We start from the raw sequence: 24219 nt of genomic DNA, 5'->3' as shown, positions 1-24219 counted from the left end.
CTCTCAGCCCTTGCTCAGGAATCCGGTGGCGTCGTCGTCGAGGCGGCGACGGACGTCGGCCGCGAGCGCGGGATGCCCGGCGAGTCGCGGATCGTCGGCGAGCACCGCCGCGGCCGCCTCACGGGCGTCGGCGATGACGTCGCCGTCGCGGGCCACGCGCAGGAGCTTCAGCGAGGAGCGCCCGCCGGACTGGGTCGCCCCGAGCACGTCGCCCTCCTGCCGGAGCTCGAGGTCGACCCGGGCGAGCTCGAAGCCGTCGAGGGTCGCCGCGACCGCCTCCACGCGCTGCCGGGCGAGGGATCCGGGCTCGGCCGCGGTGACGAGCAGGCAGAGGCCGGGGAGCCCGCCCCGCCCGACGCGGCCGCGAAGCTGGTGCAGCTGCGAGACGCCGAACCGGTCGGCGTCGGCCACGACCATGACGCTCGCGTTCGGCACGTCGACGCCGACCTCGATCACGGTGGTCGCGACGAGCACGTCGATCTCGCCCGCGGCGAAGGCGCGCATGGTCGCATCCTTCTCGTCGGAGCTCATGCGCCCGTGCAGCGGGGCGACCCGGATGTCGGAGAAGTGCGGGTTGACGGCCAGCTCGGCGACGATGGCCGCGACGGACGCTGGCGGCGCGGCCGGCGACCCCTGCGCTTCCGCCGGGTCGGCACCCTCGGGGGGATCGGCCTCCTCGGTGACGCGCGGTTCGATGGCCGGGCAGACGACGAAGCCCTGACGGCCCGCGGCGACCTCCTCGGCGAGCCGCTCCCAGACTCGCGTGCGCCAGGCCGGTCGCTCGACCAGGGGTACGACGTGCGACTCGATGCCCGCCCGGCCCGCGGGCAGCTCGCGGATGGTGGAGACCTCGAGGTCGCCGAACACGGTCATGGCGACGGTGCGCGGGATGGGCGTCGCGGTGAGCACCAGCACGTGGGGCGGCTGCGTGCCCTTGAGGCGGAGCGCCTCGCGCTGCTCGACGCCGAAGCGGTGCTGCTCGTCGACGACCACGAGGCCGAGATCGGCGAACGAGACCGTGTCGCCGATGAGCGCGTGCGTGCCGACGACGATGCGCGACTGTCCGGCGGCGGCGCGCAGGAGCGCCTTGCGGCGCTCGGCGGCGGGGAGCTGGCCGGTGAGCAGGGTCGGGACCAGCTGCGAGGAGAGGTCGGGCCCGAGCATCCGCACGATCGAGCGCAGGTGCTGGGCCGCGAGCACCTCGGTGGGCGCGAGCAGGGCCGACTGGCCGCCCGAGTCGGCGACCGCGAGCATCGCCCGGAGCGCGACGACGGTCTTGCCCGAGCCGACCTCGCCCTGCACCAGCCGGTTCATCGGCACCGGTTCGCCGAGGTCGGACGCGATGCGGTCGCCGACCTCGACCTGGTCTCCGGTCAGCGTGAACGGGAGGCTCGCGTCGAACCGTTCGAGGAGCCCGCCGGGCGAGGGATGCCGCGCCGTGGCCGTGTGCGTGCGCAGCTCCGCGCGCCGCAGCAGCAGGGTCGTCTGCAGCACGAGGGCCTCGGTGAACCGGAGGGTGCGCCGGGCGGCCTTCCAATCGGACTCCGCCTCGGGGCGGTGCACGCGTTCGAGGGCCTCGCGATGCTCGAGCAGCCCCTTCGCGGAGCGCACGGACTCGGGAACGGGGTCGGGCACCGGGTCGAGTCCGTCGAGCAGCAGGGCGATCGCCTTCGCGAGCTGCCAGCTCGCGAGCGTGCTCGTGGCCGGGTAGATCGGGATGGGCGCCTCGGCCCACCGCTTGACCGAGGCATCCGTCGGCGACGTCGGCGTCGCGTCGTCGAAGAGCTCGTAGTCGGGGTGCGCGAGCTGACGGGCGCCTCGGTAGTCGCCGACCTTGCCCGCGAAGATGCCGCGAGCGCCCGGCACGAGCTCCCGGGCACGCCACGCCTGGTTGAAGAAGGTGAGCGTGAGGATGCCGGTGCCGTCGGAGATCTTGACCTCGAGGATGGACCCTCGACGGGACCGCATCGTGCGCTCGCGCACCTCGATCACCTCGGCCACGATGGTGACGTTCTCGTCGAGCGGCAGGCTCGCGAGCGCGGTCAGCTCGCCGCGCAGGGCGTAGCGGCGCGGGTAGTGGCCGAGCAGGTCGCCCACCGTGCGGTACCCGAAGGCGCGCTCGAGGGCCTGCGCCGTTCGGCCGCCCAGGGCGCCCGTGAGGCGCGAGTCGAGCGAGAAACGACCGACACCGGGATCGTGGGTCTCGTCGGCCGTCATGCCTCGATCGTAGGCGCGACCGCCGTCAACGCCTCGAGCTCGGCGCGCACGTACGGGTCGTCGGGGCGGAGCTCCGCGAGCTCGCGCTGGAGCGCGAGCGCCTCGTCGACCCGGCCCAGTGTGCGCAGGCATCGCGCGACCGCCCACCGGGTCACCTGCCGCTGCTCGGCCGAGCCGTGGCGATCGGCGACCTCGACGGCCCGCTCGAACTGCGTCAGGGCGGCCTCGGCCCGACCCTGGTCGTGCTTGGTCCAACCGAGGTTGTGGTGCAGGGAGATGCCCCAGCGGAGCACCCGCGGATCACGCTGACCCTCGAGCACGTCGAGCCCCTCGGCGGCCCATTCCTCCTCGTGGCCGGCGTCGCTCAACGCGAGCAGGTGCAGCGCGTCGAGCACGAGGAACGCGGAGCCGGCACGCGCGGCCTCTCGCACGCCGAGCGTGAGCCCGGGCACCGCTGCGGTCGGTTCGACGCCGGCGGCGAGGAGCCTGCCGCGCTCGATCGCGACCCTGGCGCGGAGCTCGGCATCGGCGTCGCCGCTCTCGCGCTTCACCTCGTCGAGCACGCGTTCGGCCTCCTCGCCCGCGCCCAGGAGCCCGAGCGCGCGGGCGAGCTGGGTGGCCATCACGGCCCGGACGGCGGGCGGTGCCGACTCCTCGGCGGAGGCCGCGCGGAACCGCTCGGCGCTCCCCTGCGGGTCGGCGAAGTCCCACATGCGGTCGAGGACCGCCTGGTCGACGATGGCACGGCGTCTGGCGGTCACGGGAGCGGTAGGGGCTTCCACGGCTTGGTCATCCACCTCTCCATCATGGCAGCGACCGACGCCCCACCGCACGGCCCGGAGGCCTCGGGGCCGGTAGGCTGCCACCAGCATGACGCGCATCATCGCCGGGGCCGCCGGCTCACTGACCCTCGCCGTACCGCGATCCGGCACGCGCCCGACGAGCGACCGCGTGCGGGAGGCGATCTTCTCCGCATTGGAGGCCCGCGACGCGATCGAGGGCGCCGTGGTGCTCGACCTCTACGCCGGATCGGGCGCGCTCGGCCTCGAGTCCGCGAGTCGCGGCGCCGTCGAGATCGTGCTCGTCGAGCGCGCGAAGCCCGCCGCCGACGTCTGCCGCCGCAATGCCGACGCCGTCACGCGAGCGCTCGGCCGCGCGGCCGCGCGCATCCGCGTCGTGCCGCGCGCCGTGGCCGCCTATCTCGAGACCGCGCCCGCCGGCGTCGACCTCGCCTTCATCGACCCGCCGTACGACCTCGACGAACCCGCCCTCGCACGCGACCTGGAGCTGCTCGCGCCGCTGCTGAACGCCCACGCGCTCGTGGTCGTCGAGCGCAGTTCTCGTACGCCGGAGCCGACCTGGCCGACCGGCATCGGCCTCGAGCGTCGGCGCGACTACGGCGAGACGACCCTCTGGTGGGCGATCGCCGAGCCCGTTCAGCCCGAACGGCCGTCCCAGCCGGAGTAGGGGTCCCACCCGTCGGCCCCGACGTCGCGGCCGTCGAGCAGGATGCGTCCGGCGCCGTCGACGACGCGTCCGATGGGCTCGAACGGCACCGGGATGCGGGCCCCGTCGGGGAACGTCGCCAGCATTCCGTGGTCCTCGCCGCCCGCGAGCGCGAGACGCACGGTCTCGGCCTCGCCGCCGAGCGCCTGCGACGAGAAGTCGAAGGCCACCGCGCTCGCCTCCGCAACGCGTCGCGCGTCGCGCGCCAGCCCGTCGGACACGTCGAGCATGGACGTCGCCCCCGCGGTCGCGGCGACCACGCCGGCCCACACGGGCGGAGCCGGTGCCAGTTGCGCGCGGATGAGGTCGGGGTGGCGCTCCCGGAGCGCGGCGGCCAGCGCCGCGTCGGGTTCGCCCGCGGCATCCGTCGCCTCATCGAAGAGCAGGGCGAGTCCCCTGGCCGCATCGCCGCGAGCCCCGGCGTGCGCGATGACGTCGCCGACGCGCGCACCCGAGCGCAGCACGGGCGCCCGACCCTCGAGGTCGCCGAAGGCCGTGACCGCGATCGTGAGCACGTCGGATGCCGACAGGTCGCCTCCGACGACGCCGGCACCCGGCGCGAGGGCGGCGAGCGCCTCGCGGAGGCCGTCGGCGATGCCCTCGAGCAGGGTCGCGGGCGACGAGGGCGGTGCGGCGATCGCCACGACCAGCGCGGTCGGTCGCGCCCCCATCGCGGCCACGTCGGTGAGGTTCGTGGCCGCGGCCTTCCAGCCGAGCTCGAACGGCGTCGACCAGGCGAGCCGGAAATCGGGGCCGTGCACGAGCAGGTCGGTGGTCACGACGAACCGGCCGTCGGATGCCGCGACGAGCGCCGCGTCGTCACCAGGGCCGAGGAGCGCGGCGGTGCCCGAGTCGAGGCGAGGCAGGATGCGTCGGAGCGCGGCGATCTCGCCGATCTCGCCGATCGTGGCGGCGACGGGACGGGGCGCGCTGGGCTGCGGCGAATCGGGCACGCGGCAAGCCTAGGACAGGCCCTCGGGGCCCATCGCCCGGTGTCACCCGTCCGAGGCACATTTCGAGGAGGTAACGAATACTTACATAACGGCCCCGCCTGCCGTACAGTGAACTCGCCCCACAAGGCCGCGATACCCGAAACGCGGTGGCTCAGATGTTGCTCACCGTGCAGCAATGGAGCCCAAGTGAATCGACGAAGCGAACGAGCCGAACGCGCGCGCACGCGCCGCAGAACCCGCCGAGTGGTGGTGATCATCGCCGCCGCGGCCACGAGCGTCGCGCTCGTCGGCATCGCCGGTTCCGCGTGGGCGGGCGGGTCGTTGAGCGCCTGGCTCGCCGCCGCGCCGGCCTGCACCGAGCCCGTCGAGCTGACCGTGGTCGCCGACACGGCGATCGCCCGTCCCGTCACGCAGCTCGCCGCCGAGTACGACGCGCGCGCGGACTCCTGCGCCCGGACCCAGGTGGTCGCGCAGGACTCCGCCGACACCTCGGCCCTGCTCGCCTCGGGCAACGGATCCGACATCGACGCCTGGATCCCCGACTCCCCCGTCTGGCTCGTACGCACCGCCGCCAGTGCCCGCTCGCTCGGCCGGGACGTGCCCGACGTCGCCATGGAGCGCTCGATCGCGTCGAGCCCCGTCGTCTTCGCGGCGCCGGTCAGCGGCGCCGACGCGTTCGCCGGCCGAGCGCTCAACTGGGACGACGTGCTCACCGGAGACCTGCCCGCCCTCCTCGCCGATCCCGAGGCCTCCTCGGCGAGCCTGAACGGCCTGCAGGCCATGGAACGGGCCGTCCCGATCGGACAGGCGCGAGACTTCCGCAACGCGATGATCCGCCTGAGCGACGGCGCACCCGCCCGCGTGGACGCGGCATTCGCGTCGCTGGCCGTGAGCCCGCCCGGAACGGTGGCCATCGCGAGCGAACAGCAGGTCGCCATGCACAACCACGACGACGCGGCGACGCCGCTCCTCGCCCTCTACCCCGAGGACGGCACACTCGCGCTGCAGTTCCCGTTCCTCCGCATGCTCGACGAGTCCGAGCTCGCGAAGAACCGCCCCGCCGACGGCGACGAGCAGCCCCTGTCGAAGAAGGAGGAGCACTTCGTGCAGCGCGCCGCGCAGTTGAACGCGCTGAAGATCGAGCTCTGGGACGCATCCGACCGGTTCGCGGCCGAAGGGTTCCGCGACGGCGCCGGCGGCGGCGAGCTCGAACAGGACGGCGTGGTCTCCGACGCGACGGAGGTCGGATCGGCCGCGGCATCCGCTCAGGTCGCGATCCTGCGCGACTGGGGCGTGCTGAGCCTGCGCTCGCGCATCCTCTCGGTGATCGACGTGTCGGGTTCGATGGAAGAGCCCACCGTGACCGGCCTGCGACGCATCGACCTGCTCACCGAGGCGGCGAGCAGCACCGTCTCGCAGCTCTCCGAAGCCGTCGACGTGGGACTCTGGGCCTTCTCGACCACGCGCATCGGCGACCAGGACTGGGAGCCCCTCTCCCCCATCGAACCGCTCGCCGACGAACTCCACCGCCAGCAGGTGCTCGACGTCATCGGCTCACTGCCGGCACGACTCGGCGGTGCCACCGGGCTCTACGACACGACGCTCGCGGCCGTGCAGGCCGTGCGCGAGGAGTACGACCCCGAGAACGTGAACTCGGTCCTGCTGCTCACCGACGGCAAGAACGAGGACGAGAACGGCATCAGCCGCGAGGCGCTGCTCGAACAGCTCACCGCCATCGCCGAGAGCGACCAGCCCGTGCCCGTCGTGCTCGTGGGAATCGGCCCCGACACCGACCTCGAGTCGATGCGCCTCATCGCCGAGGCGACCGGCGGCGCCGCGTACTCCGCCGAGCGCCCGCAGGACCTGAAGACGGTGCTCACCGACGCCCTGTCGCAGCGCTCCTGCCGTCCGAACTGCTGAGGTCGACGGGGTACTCTGAAGCGGATGTCTCAGCACCCCGCCCTTCCGTCACGCCCGCTGCGCGTCCGGCTCGCGGGGGCCACCCTCGCGGCGGTCGGCGCCGTCATCGCCCTCGCCGGGTGCAGTCCCATCGTGAACATGCAGGCGGCTCCCGAAGCGAGCGACACGGCCTGCGCCGACCTGGTGGTCCTGCTGCCCGACACGGTCGCCGACCAGCCCGCACGCGAGACGGATGCGCAGGGAACCGGCGCGTGGGGCGACCCTGCCACCGTGCTGCTGCGCTGCGGCGTCCCGCCGCTCGGGCCCACGACCGACCGGTGCGTGAGCGTCGACGGCATCGACTGGGTCATCGACGAGTCCCAGGCGCCGAAGTACCTCTTCACCACGTATGGGCGCACGCCCGCCGTCGAGGTGCTCGTCGACAACGACGTGGTCTCGGGAACGTCCGCGATCTCCGACCTCTCGCGGGCGGTCGGGGTCATCCCCGCCGACGGCGGCTGCACCTCGGTCGAGGATGCGACGCCGGCGGAGTGACCCGACCGGGGCGCGTCAGCGCGCGCCGCGAGCCGTTCCGACGTCGATGAGCTCGCCGATGAGCTCGGGGTAGCTGAGCCCGGTGTTGAGCCAGCACGTCGGGAACATCGAGATCGGCGTGAAGCCGGGCATGGTGTTGATCTCGTTCACGACGAAGCCCTCGTCGCCGAGGAACACATCGACGCGCGCGAGGCCCTCGGCCCCGATCGCCTCGAATGCGCGACGCGCGATGCGCTCGAGCTCGAACGTCTCGCCGTCGCCGAGCTCTGCAGGGCACACCAGGTCGACGCCCGGCGCGTCGAGGTACTTCGCCTCGAAGTCGTAGAACTCTCGGCCCGACACGACGACCTCGCCAGCGACGCTGACGCGGACGCCGTCACGGCCCTCGAGCACCGCGATCTCGATCTCGCGACCGGGGATCGCCTGCTCGACGAGCACCGTGCGGTCCTCGGCGAACGCCACCTCGAGGGCGGCGTCGAGCTCGGCCCAATCGGACACCTTCGTGACGCCGACCGAGGAGCCCGCACGTGCCGGCTTGACGAACACCGGGAGCCCCAGCCCGCGCACGCGGCGCTGCCAGAGCTCGGCGTCGCCGTCGAGCGCGGCGCGCGTGAGCGTCACCCACGGCGCGACCGGGATGCCGGCCGCTTCGAGGGCCGTCTTCGTGAAGTGCTTGTCCATGCCGACCGCCGAGGCGAGCACGCCGTTGCCCACGTAGGGCAGTCCCACGAGCTCGAGCAGCCCCTGCACCGTGCCGTCCTCGCCGAACCTGCCGTGCAGGATCGGGAAGACGACGTCGACCTCGCCGAGCGAGCGCTCGCCCGCGACGCCTGTTTCAGCGGACACCGTCGTCACCCGGAGCTCACGGGACGCCGTGCTCTCGGGCCAGTGCACGCGCGAACCGTTGTCGACGACCTCGGGCAGGTGCTCGGGATCGAGCCCGAACCGGGAGGGATCGTCGCTCTCGAGCACGAACGCGCCGTCGCGGGTGATCCCGACCGGGATCACCTCGAAGCGGTCACGGTCGATCGCCCCCAGCACTCCGCCCGCCGTTGCGCAGCTGATCGAGTGTTCGCTTGAACGCCCTCCGAAGAGCAGAACCACCCTGAGCTTGTCCATCCAAAGTCCTTTCGCCCTGCGGCTCGTCGTCGGTCGTGAGGTGGGGCGCGATGTCCCTCGGCTCGAGCGTTCCGGCGAGCACCTGGCGCACCTGCTCGACGATGGGCATCTCGACGCCCTTGGCGCGGGCGAGCTCGAGGATCGGCCCGACCGAGGCGAGTCCCTCGGTGGTCTGGTTCATCTGGTTCACCACGTCGGCGAGGTGGTATCCCTGGCCGAGCAGTCGTCCGGCGGTGTTGTTGCGCGAGAGCGGCGACTGGCTCGTCGCGATGAGGTCGCCGAGCCCGGCGAGGCCCGAGAGCGTCTCGGGGTGGGCGCCGTACGCGACGGCGAAGTCGGTCATCTCGACGAGTCCGCGCGTGATGATCGACGCCTTGGTGTTCTCGCCGTAGCCGACGCCGTCGACGATGCCGATCGCGACGGCGATGAGGTTCTTCAGCACGCCGCCGAACTCGGTGCCGATGACGTCGGTGTTGACGAACGAGCGGAAGTAGCGGTTGCGGGAGATCAGGGCCACGGCCTGGGCCGTCTCGAGGCTCGACGAGGAGACCACCGCCGCGGTGGGCTGCTCCTTCGCGATCTCGAGCGCGAGGTTCGGGCCCGAGATGACGGCGATCTGCTCCTGCTCGACCCGCAGCACCTCGGCGATGACCTCGCTCATGCGCAGGCCCGTGGACTTCTCCACGCCCTTCATGAGCGAGACGATCGTCGCCTGGGCGTGCAGGTGCGGCCCCGCCGCGACGAGGTTCTCGCGCAGCGACTGGCTCGGCACCGAGAGGAAGACGTGCTGGGCCCCCGCCAGGGCGAGGTCGAGGCGACTGGTCGCCCGCAGCCCGAGGGGAAGGTTGATGCCGGGCAGGTAGTCGCTGTTGCGCTTGCCCTCCTGGATCTCCTTCGCGAGCTCAGGACGGCGCGCCCACAGCATCACGTCGGCGCCGCCGTCGGCGAGGATCTTCGCGAAGGTCGTCCCCCAGCTGCCGGCGCCGATCACGGCGACCCGGGTGCCGTGCGGCTTCGTACTCGCCCTAGCCATCGAGGCGCCCCGTCTCGTTCTGTCCGTGCTTGGTCGGATCCCAGCGCTCGGCCGGTGCGGGTTCGCCGCGGAGCTCGGCGAGCAGCGCCGCGATCGCGTCCATCAGTTCGGCGGTGGCCTTCAGCAGGCTCGCCTGGTCGAGCGGACGGTCGCGATACGCCGAGAGGTCGAGCGGTTCCCCGATGATCACGTCGATCGTCTTGCGGGGGAAGAGGCTGAGCTTCTTGCCGTAGCGGCCCATCAGCTCCTGCGTGCCCCAATGGGCCGCAGGCACGATCGGGATGCCGCGTTCGAGCGCGATGCGCACCGCACCGGTCTTGCCGCGCATCGGCCAGAGATCGGGGTCGCGGGTGAGCGAACCCTCGGGGTACACGACGACCATGCGCCCCTTCTCCACGAGTTCCTCGGCCGCTCGGAGCGCCGCGTGGCTCTTGCTGCCCGCGCGCTCCACCGGGATCTGCCCGGAGGTTCGCAGGAGCCAGCCGAGCACCGGGTTCTTGAACAGCGAGGCCTTCGCCATGAACCTCGGAGCACGCCCGAGCTTCCAGCTGACGACGCCCATCACCACCGGGTCGATCTCGCTGTAGTGGTTCGGGGCGAGCACGAACGCGCCCGTCTGCGGCATGCGCTCGGGGTGGTGGAAGCGGAATTTCACCGCCAGGTTCATGATCGGCAGGACCAGGACCGCGAGGAGCCAGAAGAAGGAGGGGCGGCGGGTCTCCGAACGGGCCTTCACAGGTCGGTCGGGAGACGCGTCGTCGTGGAGCACTCCCCCATTATGCGTCGAGTTCGAAATCCGCCCCGAGGAGCTCGAGCTTCGTGATGAAGTTCTCGTACCCGCGAGCGATGATGCCGACGTTCGAGACGGTCGAGCGACCGTCGGCCGTGAGGGCCGCGATGAGGTGGCTGAAGCCGCCGCGGAGGTCGGGGACCTCGATGTCGGCGCCCGTGAGCCGCGAGGGCCCCGAGATGACCGCGGAGTGCTTGAAGTTGCGCTGGCCGAATCGGCAGGCTGCCGAGCCGAGGCACTCCTTGTGCACCTCGATCGAGGCGCCCATCTCGACGAGCGCGTCGACGAACCCGAAGCGCTGCTCGTACACGGTCTCGTGCACGATCGAGACGCCCTTGGCCTTGCTGAGGGCCACCACGAGCGGCTGCTGCCAGTCGGTCATGAAGCCCGGGTGCACGTCGGTCTCGATGATCACGGGCTTGAGGTCGCCGCCGGGGTGGAAGAACCGGATGCCGTCCTCGGCGATGTCGAAGTCGCCGCCGACCTTGCGGAACACGTTGAGGAACGTGAGCATCTCGGCCTGACGGGCGCCGCCGACGAAGATGTCGCCCTCGGTCGCGAGCGCGGCCGCAGCCCAGCTCGCGGCCTCGTTGCGGTCGAACAGCGCACGGTGCGTGTAGCCGTCGAGCTTGTCGACGCCCTCGATGCGGATGACCCGGTCGGTGTCGACCGTGATGATCGCGCCCATCTTCTGCAGGATGTTGATGAGATCCATGATCTCGGGCTCGATCGCCGCGCCCGAGAGCTCGGTGATGCCGTCGGCGAGCACAGCCGTGAGCAGCACCTGCTCGGTCGCGCCGACGCTCGGGTACGGCAGGGCCACCTTCGCGCCGTGGAGTCCGTCGGGCGCCGACATGCGGATGCCGCTCGGGAGCTTCTCGACGATCGCGCCGAAGTTGCGGAGCACCTCGAGGTGGTAGTCGATCGGGCGGTCGCCGATGCGGCATCCGCCGAGGTCGGGGATGAACGCCTCGCCCAGGCGGTGCAGCAGCGGCCCGCAGAACAGGATCGGGATGCGGCTCGAACCGGCGTGCGCGTCGATGTCGGCCATGTGGGCCGTCTCGACGGCCGACGGGTCGAGGATGAGCTCGCCCTCGACGGGGCCGTCGGTGACGGTGACCCCGTGGACCTCGAGGAGGCCCCGCACGATGCGGACGTCGCTGATGTTCGGCACGTCCTTCAGCACGCTGGGCGTGTCTCCGAGGATCGCGGCGACCATCGCCTTGGTGACGAGGTTCTTCGCGCCCTTCAGTTCGATGCGCCCCACGAGCGGCTTGCCGCCGTTGATCGTGATTCGGTCGACGTTGAGTCCGACCGCAGTGGCGTGGTTCTTGGCATCCTGCCCGAGTGTGTTCACAGAGTTCCTGATTCCGCCGGCTCCCGGATCGGGAGCGTCTTCGGCCGCCAGGCCTCTCGGTGCGTCTCGAATTCGGCGATGGCCGATTCGTCGCGCAGGGTGAGACCGATGTCGTCGAGCCCTTCGAGAAGCCTCCAACGAGTGTAGTCGTCGACATCGAAGGGCACGGTCAGCGAACCGACGCTGACCGTACGCTCAACGAGATCGACGGTCACGGCTATTCCCGGTTCGCCCTCGACGACCTCCCAGAGTCGCTCGATGTCCTCGTACGCGACCTGCGCCGCCAGCAGCCCCTGCTTGCCCGAGTTGCCGCGGAAGATGTCGCCGAACCGCGAGCTGATGACCACGTCGAACCCGAAGTCGCGGAGCGCCCATACCGCATGCTCGCGGCTGGATCCGGTGCCGAAGTCGGGCCCGGCGATGAGCACCCGCGCCCCCTGGTAGGCCTCCTGGTTCAGGATGAACTCGGGGTCCTGGCGCCAGGCGTAGAACAGCGCGTCGTCGAATCCGGTCTTGGTGACCCGCTTCAGGAACACGGCCGGGATGATCTGGTCCGTGTCGACGTTCGAGCGTCGCATCGGAACCGCGACACCCGTCACGGTGGTGAACTTCTCCATGTCAGCGCCCTTCGCCTTCGGTGCTCGTGCGGTCGGTCGCGGCATCCGTCGTCTCGCCGTCGGCCCCGATGTCCCAGGGGCTGGACAGCGTTCCGCGGATCGCGGTCGCCGCGGCCACGAGCGGGGAGACGAGGTGCGTGCGACCGCCCTTGCCCTGCCGGCCCTCGAAGTTGCGGTTCGACGTCGACGCGCAGCGCTCGCCTGGGGCGAGCTGGTCGGGGTTCATGCCGAGGCACATCGAGCAGCCCGCGAAGCGCCACTCGGCGCCGAAGGCCTCGAACACCTTGTCGAGCCCCTCGGCCTCGGCTTCGAGTCGCACACGAGCCGAGCCCGGGACGACCATGACGCGGACGCCGTCGGCCTTCTGCTTGCCGCGGATGATCGACGCGAATGCGCGCAGGTCCTCGATGCGGCTGTTCGTGCACGACCCCATGAACACCGCGTCGACGCGGATGTCCTTCAACGGCGTGCCGGGCTCGAGGTCCATGTACTCGAGCGCCCGCTCGGCCGCGGCGCGCTCGTGCTGGTCCTCGATCGCAGCCGGGTCGGGGACGGCCTGCGAGAGCGAGACGCCCTGTCCGGGGTTCGTGCCCCACGTGACGAACGGCTCCAGCTCGTCGGCGTCGACGAAGACCTCGGCGTCGAACGTCGCTCCCTCATCGGTGGCGAGCGTCTTCCAGTACTCGACGGCGGTGGTCCAGTCCTCGCCCTGCGGTGCGTGCGTGCGGCCCTCGAGGTAGTCGAAGGTCGTCTGGTCGGGCGCGACCATGCCGGCCCGGGCGCCCGCCTCGATCGACATGTTGCAGATCGTCATGCGGCCGTCCATCGACAGTGCGCGGATGGCGCTGCCGCGGTACTCGAGCACGTAGCCCTGTCCGCCGCCGGTGCCGATCTTCGCGATCACGGCGAGGATGATGTCCTTCGCCGTGACCCCGGGGCGGAGCGCGCCGTCGACGTTGATGGCCATCGTCTTGAACGGCTTCAGCGGCAGGGTCTGCGTGGCGAGCACGTGCTCGACCTCGCTCGTGCCGATGCCGAACGCCATCGCACCGAACGCGCCATGCGTCGACGTGTGCGAGTCGCCGCAGACGACCGTGATGCCGGGCTGCGTGAGGCCGAGCTGCGGCCCAACGACGTGCACGATGCCCTGCTCCTTGTCGCCGAGCGAGTGCAGGCGGATGCCGAACTCCGCCGCGTTGCGACGCAGCGTCTCGATCTGCGTGCGGCTCGTCAGGTCGGCGATCGGCTTGTCGATCGCGAGCGTCGGCGTGTTGTGGTCTTCGGTGGCGATCGTCAGGTCGGGCCGCCGCACGGGTCGGCCGGCGACGCGCAGGCCGTCGAAGGCCTGCGGGCTCGTGACCTCGTGCACGAGGTGCAGGTCGATGTAGATGAGGTCGGGCGTGCCGTCCTCGCCCTTCTTCACCAGGTGGGCGTCCCAGACCTTCTCGGCCAAGGTGCGCGGTCGTGCTTCCGGCGTCGTGACGCCGCTCGTGGGTACTGCGTTCATGCGTTCGCTTCCTCAGGAAATAGGGGCAGCCGACAGCAGACTCCGCGACGGGATCGGCCTAGAACGAGGCCCCGCCGCGGCAGCGAAGGAGAAGACGGGCTGCGCGCACCATGACAGGCTACACCGTCAATCCGGTCGACCTGCGCAGGGTCAGGGCGAGGTCGCCGAGCCGCAGGACGGACCCCGGTTCGACCTCGGCGGGCGCTCCGGCGTCGAGGACCGTGAGCTCTCCGCCACCGGCCTGGACGGCGACGCCGTTCGTCGAATGCAGGTCGGTGACCACGACGCGCCCGTCTCGGACCTCGACGAACGCGTGCGTCTTGGACACCGTCCGGGTGGGGTCGTCGAGCGCGATCGGCCGGGCGCCGGCATGCTGCTCGTCGGCGGCGGGGCGTCGTCCGAGGACGCTGCGTTCGGCGAGCTCGACCTCGACGCCGTCGGCGCCGACGAGGTGGAAGACCGTCGCCGTCGGCGTCGGGGCCGGCGGTTGGAAGGCCGGCGGCACGGCGACTGCGGCCGGCGGCGCGGTCGGCAACGGCGTGAACGACGGGAACGGTCGCACGGGAGCCGCCTGCACCGTGCGGTCGGTCGCACCTGCGACGCCGTCGGTGGTCTGCGACGGCGTCTCGTCGGGCGCGTTCGGGATCAGCCCCGGCGGGGGCACGATGAACTCCGGTGCGGCCACGACGGCATTCTACCGATGACGGCGCAGGCGGTACCTGGCGATGAAGCGCCGTGTCCGGCCGACCGCGGCCGCGACGGCGGCTGCCGCGGCATCCGCCTCGTTCCAGCGCGTGAGCACCGTCTCGGAGGCGACCTGCTCCCCGTCGAACACATCCCGGTCGACGCTCGCAGCGAGCGCGGTCAGCGCCAGGCCGCCGTCGCCGTCGTTCGGCGCGACGCCCTGCTCGGATGCCTGGCGTTCGAGCGCACGCGCGGTCTGCAATCTGGAGGACCGGTCCGGCGGCTCGAAGCCGAGCTCTGCGTACCGGTCGACGAGCTCGTCCCATGCTGCCGCGGCGGCGACCTCGTTCGGCCTCGAGCGCCGCTTGCGCCGCCGACGGCTCTTCGCCAGCCCGACGAAGAGCATCGGCAGGAACACGATCGCGAGCGGGATGCCGAGCGAGGCCGTCGCGACCCAGACCCAGCCCGGGATCCGGAAGTCGCGGTCCTTGTCCTCGTCGTCGGTGTCGTCGATCTCGACGGTGGACAGGAGGTCGTCCTCGACGGCCTCGGCCCGCGGCGGCTGGCGCACCTGCGGCTGCGGCTCGGACTTCGGCTTCGGCGTCTGCTCCTGCGGCACGTCGACCTCGTCGGGGGTGGGCCGGAACGAGACCCATCCGACGCCCTCGAACGGCACCTCGACCCACGCGGTCACGTCGTCGCCGAGCACCTCGACGGAATCCTGGTCCTCGCCGATCTCGGGAGCGAACCCCATGACGACCCGCGCCGGATAACCCATCTGGCGGGCCATCAGCGCCATCGCCGCGGCGTACTGCTCCTCGTCGCCGACCATCGAGGAGCGGGTGAACAGCTCGATCAGCCGGTCGGCGCCATGACCCGCGCGCGAGGCGACCGCGTCGGAGGCGAGCCCATGGCTCAGGAACCCGTTCGTCTTGAGTCCGCGCTCGATGTTGCGGAGCTGCTCGATGGGCGTCGCGGCATCGCCCGCGTACTCCTCGCCCTTCGCGGTGACGACGTCGGGCACGTTCTCGACCGGCGGCAGCTCGACCATGGCGATCGGGACGTCCGCGAGGGCCTCGTCGCTGGGCTCGGCCTGCACGCGGGCGTCGAGCCGATAGCTCGCACCCTCCCCCACGCCGCTCGTCAGCACCGCCGTGCCGGCCGCGGCGTTGTACCGGAGGTCGCCAGTGCGCGCAGCCGAGTCGGCGTCCTCGAGCTGCAGGTCGGACCCGTAGCCGATCGTCGGGAGCCAGACGTCGTCGTAGGACTCGATGTCGATCTCGATGGAGCGGGCGCTTTCGAGGGTCGCGAGCGGCGGCTGCGGCAGGGTCGGCCCGGTGATCGCGTAGCCGCCGTCATCGTCGGAGTCGCCGGGTCCGGCGACGTTCCAGAGCCGGCCCGTGTAGGAGTTCATCGACGCGAGCCGGATCGTGTCGCCCGGTTGCAGCCCTGTCACCGTGAAGAGGGGCTCCTCGGCGAGGTCCTTCGTGTAGTTGCGGAACCCGGCGAGCGGGCTCGGGAACTCGAGCGGATCGAACGGCGGCACGATCTGGTCGCGCAGTACGAACCGGTCGGGTGCGACCGGCGCGACCGCGATGCCGGCGACGGCGCCGATCGCGACGGCGCCGGCGACGACGATCGCCGAGCCGCGCAGCTTCTGCGACCGGAGCCGGCGCGCGCCGGTCTCGTCGGTCTCGACATCCGCAGTTCGACGCCAGGCGAGCCAGACGAGCGCGATGACGGCGAACGCGACGCCGCGGACCCCCGCGAAGAACGCCTCGTCGGTGCCGAGCAGGATGCCCGAGATGAACAGCAGCACCGGTCCGATGAGGATCACGGCGCTCCGCAGCACCGTGCGGCGACGCGGAAGCCAGCGCAGGACGAGCATCGACCCGGCGAGGGAGACGGCCCAGGCCGCGAAGTACGGGACGACGGCGACGTAGTACGGCGCCTCGACGGGCGTGCCGATCGTGACGATGTCGGCCCATCCGTACACCGCCCCGAGCGCGAGCCCGGCGAGCGACGTCAGGCTCGGCAGCACCACGAACAGCGCGGACCCCGGCATCGTGAACGGCGTGCCGAGCACGAAGTAGGCGGCGAGGCCGAGCAGCACGGTCGTCAGGACCCCGAGTCGCAGCATCGTGCCGACCACGGCGACGAGCGTGCCGATGACCAGGCCCGCGGCCGCGGCCAGCAGGAAGTCCAGGTCGCCGAAGCTCGTCTCGTAGCCGGCGATCGCGAGCAACGAGAGCACGGCCAGCACGATGAGGTCGCTCACCGCGGTGCGTGGGATGCGCGTCACGGGCGGACCCTCCTGACGAGGCCTGCGAGGTCGGACAGGGCGCCGACCGTCACGACGGTCGTGCCGGCGACCTTCGAGATGCGCGAGGACGCGCCCGCCTCCACGCGGAAGGCGAGGGTCTGCGTGTCGGGCCCGAAGACCGTCTCGGCGGCCCGGAACTCCGCCAGGGGCACCGCCGACCCGGCGACGATGATCGCGACGCTCGGAGCACCCAGGCGCTTCGTCCGGTCGCGGACGAAGGCCCTGATCGACTCGTACGCACCGGATGCCGCCTCGATGCGACTGGTGTCGTCGAGCAGCGCGATCGGGGTGGCCGTGCGCAGCGTCAGCTGCTCGGTCAGGATGTCGGCACGCGTGGCGTCGCGGATGACCTGCACCGCCAGCGAGGCGAGCACGGACACGCCGAGCTCGAACTCGTGGTCGGAGGCGTAGTGTGCGCGCTCCGTGCACTGCAGCAGCGCGAGCTGGGACCGGCGGGTCTCCTCGAACTGGCGGACCATGAGCGTGCCCGTGCGCGCCGACGTGCGCCAGTGCACGTTCCGCAGCGGGTCGCCGGGCTGGTAGGCCCTGAGCGCGTGGAAGGAGATGTCGTTGTCGGTGATCGTCTTCGTGATCTCGCCCTCGAGGTCGCGCACGAGCCCGGCGGCGGACGGCTTCAGCCTGGCCGTCACGGGGTGCACGAACAACTCGACGGGATCGCTCCACCGCACGATGCGGCGCAGGAGCCCAAGCTGATCGCCGCGCACGGAGACCGCCGGGCCCGCGACGATCACGGCACGGCGCGACGTGGGCACGGCGAAGAGCTCCTCGTGCTCGCCCGCGGCGGGCAGGGCGGGCACGATGAACTCCGCGACCCCGGCACCGACCGGCAGTTCCATGCGCGACGGGATCGAGGACGTGTGTCCGACATTCGTCACCGAGAGGCGCCCGAACGCGCGCTCCCCCGCGACGACGCGGGTCGGCTGCAGCGCGACCTGCACTCGGTAGTGCATGCGCCCGAAGGCGAACGGGACGCTCACGAGGAGCGCGGCGAGCAGGGTCGCGCCGAGGAACACGAGCTCGATCCAGCCGAGCAGCGCGGCCCCGATGAACGCGACGAGCGCGGCGAGCAGCACGAACCATCCGGTGAGCGAGACCACGCCCGTGACGGGCGAGGCCCACTCGGCGGATCTCCGGCCGGCCGAGGCCGCAGCGGTCGACGCCGAGCGAGCGGATGCCGCGAGCGAACGCCCGACGGCCCGCGCGGCGATGCGCGCCTGCGACGGGGGTCGGGGCGCGCGCGGCTCCACGCTCATGCGGCGCGGTAGGCGGGCGGTGCGACGTCGACCAGGACCGAGGAGACGATGTCCCCGGCCGTGGCGCCGGCGAACTCGGCCTCGGGGTCGACGATGATGCGGTGCGCGAGCACGGGCACCGCGAGCTCCCGCACGTCGTCGGGCGTGACGTAGGTGCGGCCGTGGCCGATCGCCCACGTCTTCGTCGCGCGGGCGAGCGCGAGCGCGCCACGCATGCTGACGCCGAGCGCGGAGTCCTTGTGGTCGCGCGTGCCGGTGACGATCTCGTTGAGGTAGCTCAGCACGGCCGCGTCGACGTACACCTCGGAGGCGAGCTGCGCCATCGTCGTGACCGAACTCGACGCGATGATCGGCGAGACCTTCGAGGCGCGCGCACGGTTCGCCGAATCCAGCAACAGCGTGACGGCGGTCTGGTGGTCGGGGTATCCGAGCGAGGTCTTGATGAGGAAGCGATCGAGTTGCGCCTCGGGGAGCGAATAGGTGCCCGCCTGCTCGACCGGGTTCTGCGTCGCGATGACCATGAACGGGCTGCCGACCTCGTAGCTGACGCCGTCGACCGTGACCCGGCCCTCCTCCATGACCTCGAGGAGCGAGGACTGCGTCTTCGGGCTCGCGCGGTTGATCTCGTCGGCGAGGACGATCGAGGCGAAGATCGGCCCGCGGTGGAATTCGAAGTGGCCCTTGCCCTGGTCGAAGATCGTCACGCCCGTGACATCAGACGGCAGCAGGTCGGGGGTGAACTGGATGCGCGAGTGCGTGCCGTCGAGCGTGTTGGCGAGCGCCTTGGCGAGCACCGTCTTGCCCGTGCCCGGGAAGTCCTCGAGCAGCACGTGACCGTCGGACAGCAACGCGGTCACCACGAGCTCGATCGTCGGCCGCTTGCCGAGGATCGCCTGGTCGATGTTGTCGACGAGCTTCGAGAAGGCGTCCTGGAACCAGGTCGCTTGTTCTTGGGTCACTGCCATGGGTGCTCCTTGTACGTGTGCTGAATGCTCTGTCGCGGGACCGGGGTCACCAATTGTTGCTCTGAACGCCATCGACGGTGACGTATGCATTGGCGTGACCGCAGAAGCTCTGCGGGTTGCCGCCACTCCAACCGCCGGTGTAGCTGCCGCTGCCACTGCCGTTCACGTTGATCCGATAGCGGCCGCTCAGTGCGCCACCGTTGCAGTACGGGGTGACCGTCACTGTGGACCCCGCCGGGAAGTTGGATACCGACACGTTGTAGAACCAGCAGTTGCCGCCGCAGTACCCGTACGTGCCGCTGTAGTAGCCAACGCGGGTGCCCTTGCTGAGCGAGACCGTCCTGGGCGGCGGCGGCCTCGTGTCGACGCCGACGCTCGTTCCCGCCGCCGGCCCGGTCTTCTGGCTCCCGTTGTTCGTCGCGGTCACGCGCACCTGGTGCGATCCCGCGCCGACTCCGCCGAACGACGTCGACGTGCCCGTGACGGTCTTCGTCGAGCCACCGAGCGACACGGTGTAGGTCACCCCGCCGCCACCGGTGTCGGCGGGCGGGTTCCAACTCACGTCGACCGTCGCTGGAGCGTAGCCGTCGCCCGTTGCTCGGGCACTCACGTCGCGCGGCGCGGACGGCGTGCCGTACGGCGTGACGCCGGCGCTCGGGGTGGACCAGGCGCCCCAGCCCTTGTGCTGATTCTCGGCACGCACCGAGAACGTGTAGGTCGTGCCGTTCGTGAGCCCGCCGATCGCCGCGGAGTTGGCATCGGGGCCGACGATCTGCGAACCGCTGCCCGGCGACCAGCTCACCTCGTAGTGCGTGATCGGCGAGTTGTTGGTTGCCGGTGCCGTCCACGTGACCGTCGCAGCGGCGTCGCTCGCGGACGCGCCGGGTTGGTTCGGGGCATCCGGTGCGGCGCGCACGATGACCGTGGCGTTGCCGGTCGTACGACGCGCCTCGTCCTTCGTGCCGTCCTCGATCGTGTAGATGACCGAGAGCGTGCCGGTGAAGGCGGCTCCGGTGCTCACCGTGATCTCCTTCGCCGTGAACGAGACCGACGCGTTCGATCCGACATCCGCCTGGTTGATGTCGGCCGCGACGATCCTGAGCGGCACACCGTCCTGCTCGAATGGGTTGAAGTCGTTGGCGAGCACGTCGATCGCCTTCGAGTCGCTGCGGTCCATCTCGGTGTCGAGGTCGTCGTTCGCATCAGGCAAGGCCCTGGTCGAGGAGACGACCTTGACGTCGACGTAGCCGGGCACGGTGAACTCGTTGAAGTTAACGTCGAAGGTGAGCCTGGTCGAGGCTCCGGGCTGCACGCCGAGCGGTGCGAACATGCGCAGCGTCGCACCGTCGACGATCTCGGCCTCGATGTCGGCGCTCGTGCCGTCGAGGTTCGTGTAGGTGATGCGCTCGATGTTGTCGGGGTTCGGCTGGTCGCTGGACTGCCGGAGGTCGATCTCGATCGGCTTCTCGCCGGCCTCGATCGATTCGGTGCGCGGGGTGAACGTCGGCGGCGCATCGTCGAACTCGGGATCGCCGACGGTGATCGGCAGGGTGAGGATCGCCGAGCGCCCGATGGGATCGTCGGCGCTCTTGCCGTCGGTGACCTCGAAGGTGAGCGAGGCCTGGCCGCGGTAGTCGGTCTTGGGGACGTACTGCAGGTTGGTGCCGTCGACATAGGGGTTCTCGTCGGTGGCCGTCGCGTTCGCCGTGAGGATGAGCGCGGGGTTGCCCGACGGCACCTCGACGAGGTCGTCGACGCTCCACGCGATCTCGCCGTTCATCGGCACCACGATCGGGTCGAGGTCCTTCAGGTACGGCGCAGGGTACTTCGCCTTCTCCTCGGCCGCGAGCTCCTCGGGGGTCTTCTGCTTCTCGGTGGGCGGCGGCGTCTCGAGGGTCTCCTCGACCGTGCCGTCGCCGGCCGGCACCGGCGGGACGATGACGAACGCCATCGCGGAGAGGTCGTCGAGCTCGTTGGTCAAGCGGTAGGCGACCGCGTAGCGCTGCCGACCGGGTTCGACCGTGATGCGACCGTCGCCGTCGATCTCGGCCTTGGACGCGTTCGGTCCCTCGACGGTCACGACCAGGTCTTCGACGAGCCCGCCCGGGTTCGTCGCATCGGCGAGCGGCGTGACGGTGACCTTCTCGCCGTCGAGCACCTGTTCGGGCTCGATGACCTGGTCTTCGGCGGTCGGCGGCAGGATGACGGCGTCTTCGGTGACGGCGATCTGGAGGAAGGCGGCATCCGCTCCCCCGTGGCCGTTGGAGATCTCGTACCGGATCGTGTACGCGCCCTCCTCGTCGGGCGCCTCGACGACGACCCGCCGGCGGTCGCGGATCTCGGCCGTGATGCCCTCGTCGACATCGGCGAGCTTCGCCACGTGCAGGCTGTACCCGCTCGGGTCGGAGTCGTTCAGGAGCACCTCGACCGAGGCCGTGCGACCGGGCTTCATCTCGATCGCGTCGTCGACGGCCGTGGGCGGCAGCTGCACGGGCGGACGCGGGATCACGCCGATGCGGATGGTGCCGGTGGCCGTTGCGCCGGAGGTGTCGCGGACCTCGTACTCGAACGTGTCGGTGCCGGCCGACCCCGGCAGCGCCTCGTAGGTGAGGGAGGTGCTCGTACGGTCGATGAGGCGCCCGAGCGACGGCGCGACGGTGATGCCGGTGAGCGTGACCGAGTCGCCCTCGGGATCGAGGCCGTCGAGCGGGATGTCGATCTTGACCGCCGAGCCGGCGAAGGTACGCGAGGTGATCGGCGTGGGCAGCGGCGGTCGGTTCGTCTCGGCGTCGCGGGCGACCACGGTGAAGGAGAGCTTGGCCTTCGCGGTCTGGGCGGCCTCGTCGCCGATCGTGTACGACACGCTGTACACCCCGGGCTCCTCGGGTGCCTGGTATCGCACGGTGTCCTCATCGACGAAGGCCAGGCCCCTGAGGTCGCCGACCGACTTGAGCTCCGGCAGCACGTGGAACGTCGCCGCATCGGGGTGGAAGTCGTTCTTCGTGACCGGCACCGTGACGATGTCGCCGGCGCGCACGATGGCGCGGTCGTCGACCGCGACCGGCGGCTGGTTCTTCACCAACGGTGGCACCGGCACGACCGTGACGGTCGTGGTCGCGGTGTTGATGCCGTCGGACACGGTGTAGCTGAACTGCAGCTGCCGGTCGAGCGCCGCCGACGCGGTCACGCGCGTGACCGTGTTGGTCAGGATCTCGACGGAGACGAGCCCCTCGGTGGCGGTGTCGTCGACCGACTGCACCGCGAGCACCCGGCCCGACGGCGACACGTCGTTCGCCAGCACCGGGATCGAGAGCGGTTCGCCGGGTCGGAGGTAGGCGGTGTCCTTCACCGCGATGGGAGCGAGGGCGTCCTCGGGCTGCTCCACGACCTGCACGCGGATCAGGCCGACGCTCACCGTGGCCTCTGCACCGAGGTTGTAGACGAACACGTAGTCGCCGGGCGCGTCGCTCTCGAACGTGATCGAGCCCCGCTCGAGGTTCGGGGTCACGGTGGCGTCTTCGGGCACCTCCTCGATGCCGAGGAGCGTCAGCGGGGCGCCGGACGGCGAGATGTCGTTGGTGAGCGGCTCGATGAGCGTGGACTCGCCGGCGAAGACGCGCGCGAAGTCTGGCGTGCCGATCGGGTTCAGGTCGCCCGTGGGCTTGACCTCGACGGTGAGGGTGCCCGTCGCCGCGGTCTGCCCATCGGAGATCGTGAACTGCACCTCTTTTTGCCCGAGCTCCGCCGACTTGTGCTGGAAGGTCAGGTAGCCGTCGGGGCTGAAGCGAACGTTGTCGCCTCCGATCGGGGAGGCGTTCACCAGGTAGAGGTCGTCGCCGTCGGGGTCGCGCCAGTCGGTGAGCACGTTGTAGGAGACCTGCTGGCCCTGCTCGACGCTGATGGCGCCCGACCGCAGCGAGGTCGGTGCCGTGTTCTCGCTCTCGGGCACGATGCGCACGTTGACGGATGTCTCGGCGACGCCGCCACGGCCGTCGTCGACCGAGTAGCGGAACGAGACGGTGCCCGCGGCCGACTCTGCCGGCGAGAACTGCAGCGCGCGGCCGCCGTCGATCGCCTCGATGCGTCCCATCGATTCGGGGATGCCCGTCGTCGAGGAGACCGTCAGCACGTCGCCGTCGGGGTCGGTGTCGTTCTCGAGCACGTCGAGGATCGTGGTGCGGGACGGGCGTGCGCCGTAGTCGTCCTCGCGCGCGACGGGCGGCCGGTTCTGGTCGGTCCGCTCGGCGATCGTGTCCTCGAAGGTCTGCTGGGCGCTCTTCTCGTCGCCCTCGAGCTCGTCGCTCTCCTCGGGCGGCGTGACCTCCTCCCAGTTGTCGACGAGCCGGAGGTCGGAGTCGACGAGCCAGGCGTTGCCGTTGGTGAGGTTGTTGAGGGCGATCACGTCGCGATTGACGCGGAACTCGAGCCGCGACCCGGCGGTCGGCTGATCGATCGCGATCGTGCGCGGCTTCTCGTCGTCGCACGAGACGAGGTAGCGGCCGTTCGATGCCCAGGCGCCATGGACGCAGCCGTCGAGCCAGACCGGCGCCGCGACATCCGCAGCACCTGAGTCGGCGGCGGGCTCGTCGAGATCGAGCTCGCGCACTGCGCCGTCATCGAGGCCGACCTCCACCAGGCCGGCGGCGGTCGCCACGTAGGCGGCGTCGTGCTCGGCACTCGACTGCTGCAGGCGGATGCCGGGCGCGGGCAGCTTCGTCGCACGCCCTTCGACGATCAGTTCGTTCGACTCCTCGTCGAAGACGACCGCCCGCTCGCCGACGGCGGCCAGTTGGTGGGTGCCGAGCTTGGGGAGGTCGACGGTCGCTGGCTCGCCGGCGGCCCCCCGCACGAAGCGCTGCAGCCGACCATTGGGCTGGGTGGTCAGAATGGTGCCCTCGTCGGTCACGGCGAAGCGAGCGCCCTTGCCGAGATCCACGAGCGGCTCGGTGCCGCGCCAGTCGAAGGAGAGTTCGGCGCCGGCGGGGATGCTCCACAGTTCACCCTCGGGCGAGAGCACGGCGATGACGTCGCCACCGTAGGCGACCCGGGAGGCGGGCGGCACGTCGATGCGCTGCGACAGCGTCGTGAACGAGGGGTCGATGCGCTCGATCGATCCGACGGAGCGGTCATAGATGAAGGCGTCGTCGCCGTTCTGGAAGACGTCGGCTTCGTTGGACGCGGTGGAGACCGCCGCGTCGAGCTCCTCGATCTGCCGGTTCAGGCGACCCGTGAGCAGCTCTTCGGCGTTCGTGACCCAGACCTCACGCGCCCGCAGGTCTGGATCGGTCACGGGGAACCCCTCGTGGAGCACCGCGATCGTGACGGGAACACCCGCGAGCACGGCGATGGCCAGGCCGGAGGCGAGCGTCTTGCGTGCACGGAGCCATGAGGTGAACGTGCTCACGGTTCGACTCCTCATG

17 protein-coding genes are annotated in these 24219 nt (G+C 71.1%); 3 read left to right on the top strand and 14 right to left on the bottom strand.

The annotated features are described in order from the left end of the window. Positions 1-3: 3 nt before the first annotated feature. Both ACR3IO_RS12140 and ACR3IO_RS12135 read right to left on the bottom strand, forming a co-directional pair. Positions 4-2217 carry an ATP-dependent DNA helicase RecG gene (locus tag ACR3IO_RS12140; RefSeq protein WP_434071464.1) on the bottom strand — a complete coding sequence of 738 codons (2214 nt, stop codon included), beginning with the start codon at positions 2215-2217 and terminating at the stop codon, positions 4-6. Further along, complete coding sequence (locus ACR3IO_RS12135) at positions 2214-2978, bottom strand: tetratricopeptide repeat protein (protein WP_434071463.1); 765 nt, start codon at positions 2976-2978, stop codon at positions 2214-2216. Before ACR3IO_RS12135 ends, ACR3IO_RS12140 begins: the two co-directional genes overlap by 4 nt. Positions 2979-3087: 109 nt before the next feature. Here ACR3IO_RS12135 and ACR3IO_RS12130 point away from each other — a divergent pair, with 109 nt between their 5' ends. After that, positions 3088-3684 carry an RsmD family RNA methyltransferase gene (locus ACR3IO_RS12130; RefSeq protein WP_434071462.1) on the top strand — a complete coding sequence of 199 codons (597 nt, stop codon included), beginning with the start codon at positions 3088-3090 and terminating at the stop codon, positions 3682-3684. Here the strand turns inward: ACR3IO_RS12130 and thiL are convergent. Beyond that, positions 3654-4676, bottom strand: a complete 1023-nt coding sequence (gene thiL / locus ACR3IO_RS12125; protein ID WP_434071461.1) for a thiamine-phosphate kinase — start codon at positions 4674-4676, stop codon at positions 3654-3656. The genes ACR3IO_RS12130 and thiL overlap by 31 nt on opposite strands. Before the next feature lie 243 nt (positions 4677-4919). Here thiL and ACR3IO_RS12120 point away from each other — a divergent pair, with 243 nt between their 5' ends. Beyond that, positions 4920-6596 carry a substrate-binding domain-containing protein gene (locus ACR3IO_RS12120; RefSeq protein WP_434071460.1) on the top strand — a complete coding sequence of 559 codons (1677 nt, stop codon included), beginning with the start codon at positions 4920-4922 and terminating at the stop codon, positions 6594-6596. Between the two features lie 24 nt (positions 6597-6620). Beyond that, positions 6621-7130, top strand: coding sequence for a DUF3515 family protein (locus tag ACR3IO_RS12115; protein WP_434071459.1), 510 nt, complete (start codon positions 6621-6623; stop codon positions 7128-7130). 15 nt (positions 7131-7145) lie between these two features. On the opposite strand, the gene ACR3IO_RS12110 is transcribed toward ACR3IO_RS12115, so the two are convergent. The 11 genes from ACR3IO_RS12110 to ACR3IO_RS12060 all read right to left on the bottom strand — a co-directional run bounded on the left by ACR3IO_RS12110 (position 7146) and on the right by ACR3IO_RS12060 (position 24203). Then, on the bottom strand, positions 7146-8249 hold the full coding sequence (locus ACR3IO_RS12110) for a D-alanine--D-alanine ligase family protein (RefSeq protein WP_434071458.1): 1104 nt from the start codon (positions 8247-8249) through the stop codon (positions 7146-7148). Next, positions 8149-9282, bottom strand: coding sequence for an NAD(P)H-dependent glycerol-3-phosphate dehydrogenase (locus ACR3IO_RS12105; RefSeq protein WP_434071457.1), 1134 nt, complete (start codon positions 9280-9282; stop codon positions 8149-8151). The genes ACR3IO_RS12110 and ACR3IO_RS12105 overlap by 101 nt, the downstream gene beginning before the upstream one ends. Next, positions 9275-10051, bottom strand: coding sequence for a lysophospholipid acyltransferase family protein (locus tag ACR3IO_RS12100; protein ID WP_434071456.1), 777 nt, complete (start codon positions 10049-10051; stop codon positions 9275-9277). Before ACR3IO_RS12100 ends, ACR3IO_RS12105 begins: the two co-directional genes overlap by 8 nt. A gap of 7 nt (positions 10052-10058) precedes the next feature. Then, complete coding sequence (murA, locus tag ACR3IO_RS12095) at positions 10059-11429, bottom strand: UDP-N-acetylglucosamine 1-carboxyvinyltransferase (protein WP_434071455.1); 1371 nt, start codon at positions 11427-11429, stop codon at positions 10059-10061. Beyond that, positions 11426-12046, bottom strand: a complete 621-nt coding sequence (leuD, locus tag ACR3IO_RS12090) for a 3-isopropylmalate dehydratase small subunit (protein ID WP_434071454.1) — start codon at positions 12044-12046, stop codon at positions 11426-11428. Before leuD ends, murA begins: the two co-directional genes overlap by 4 nt. Before the next feature lies 1 nt (position 12047). After that, on the bottom strand, positions 12048-13553 hold the full coding sequence (leuC, locus tag ACR3IO_RS12085; RefSeq protein ID WP_434071453.1) for a 3-isopropylmalate dehydratase large subunit: 1506 nt from the start codon (positions 13551-13553) through the stop codon (positions 12048-12050). A gap of 118 nt (positions 13554-13671) precedes the next feature. Then, positions 13672-14238 carry an FHA domain-containing protein gene (locus tag ACR3IO_RS12080; protein WP_434071452.1) on the bottom strand — a complete coding sequence of 189 codons (567 nt, stop codon included), beginning with the start codon at positions 14236-14238 and terminating at the stop codon, positions 13672-13674. A 9-nt stretch (positions 14239-14247) separates the two neighbouring features. Further along, complete coding sequence (locus ACR3IO_RS12075; RefSeq protein ID WP_434071451.1) at positions 14248-16539, bottom strand: transglutaminase domain-containing protein; 2292 nt, start codon at positions 16537-16539, stop codon at positions 14248-14250. Then, a complete protein-coding gene (locus tag ACR3IO_RS12070) occupies positions 16536-17834 on the bottom strand; it encodes a DUF58 domain-containing protein (RefSeq protein ID WP_434071450.1) in 1299 nt (432 codons plus the stop codon). Before ACR3IO_RS12070 ends, ACR3IO_RS12075 begins: the two co-directional genes overlap by 4 nt. Continuing rightward, on the bottom strand, positions 17831-18799 hold the full coding sequence (locus tag ACR3IO_RS12065; RefSeq protein ID WP_434071449.1) for an AAA family ATPase: 969 nt from the start codon (positions 18797-18799) through the stop codon (positions 17831-17833). Before ACR3IO_RS12065 ends, ACR3IO_RS12070 begins: the two co-directional genes overlap by 4 nt. Positions 18800-18845: 46 nt before the next feature. Beyond that, positions 18846-24203 (bottom strand): Ig-like domain-containing protein, encoded by a 5358-nt coding sequence (locus ACR3IO_RS12060; protein ID WP_434071448.1) that lies wholly within the window; start codon positions 24201-24203, stop codon positions 18846-18848. Positions 24204-24219: the final 16 nt, after the last annotated feature.

It is taken from the genome of Agromyces sp. Marseille-Q5079 (assembly GCF_051016555.1).
Lineage (GTDB): Bacteria > Actinomycetota > Actinomycetes > Actinomycetales > Microbacteriaceae > Agromyces.
Note: the sequence above shows the minus strand (reverse complement) of the source record. Positions and strands in the feature narration are given on the sequence as shown.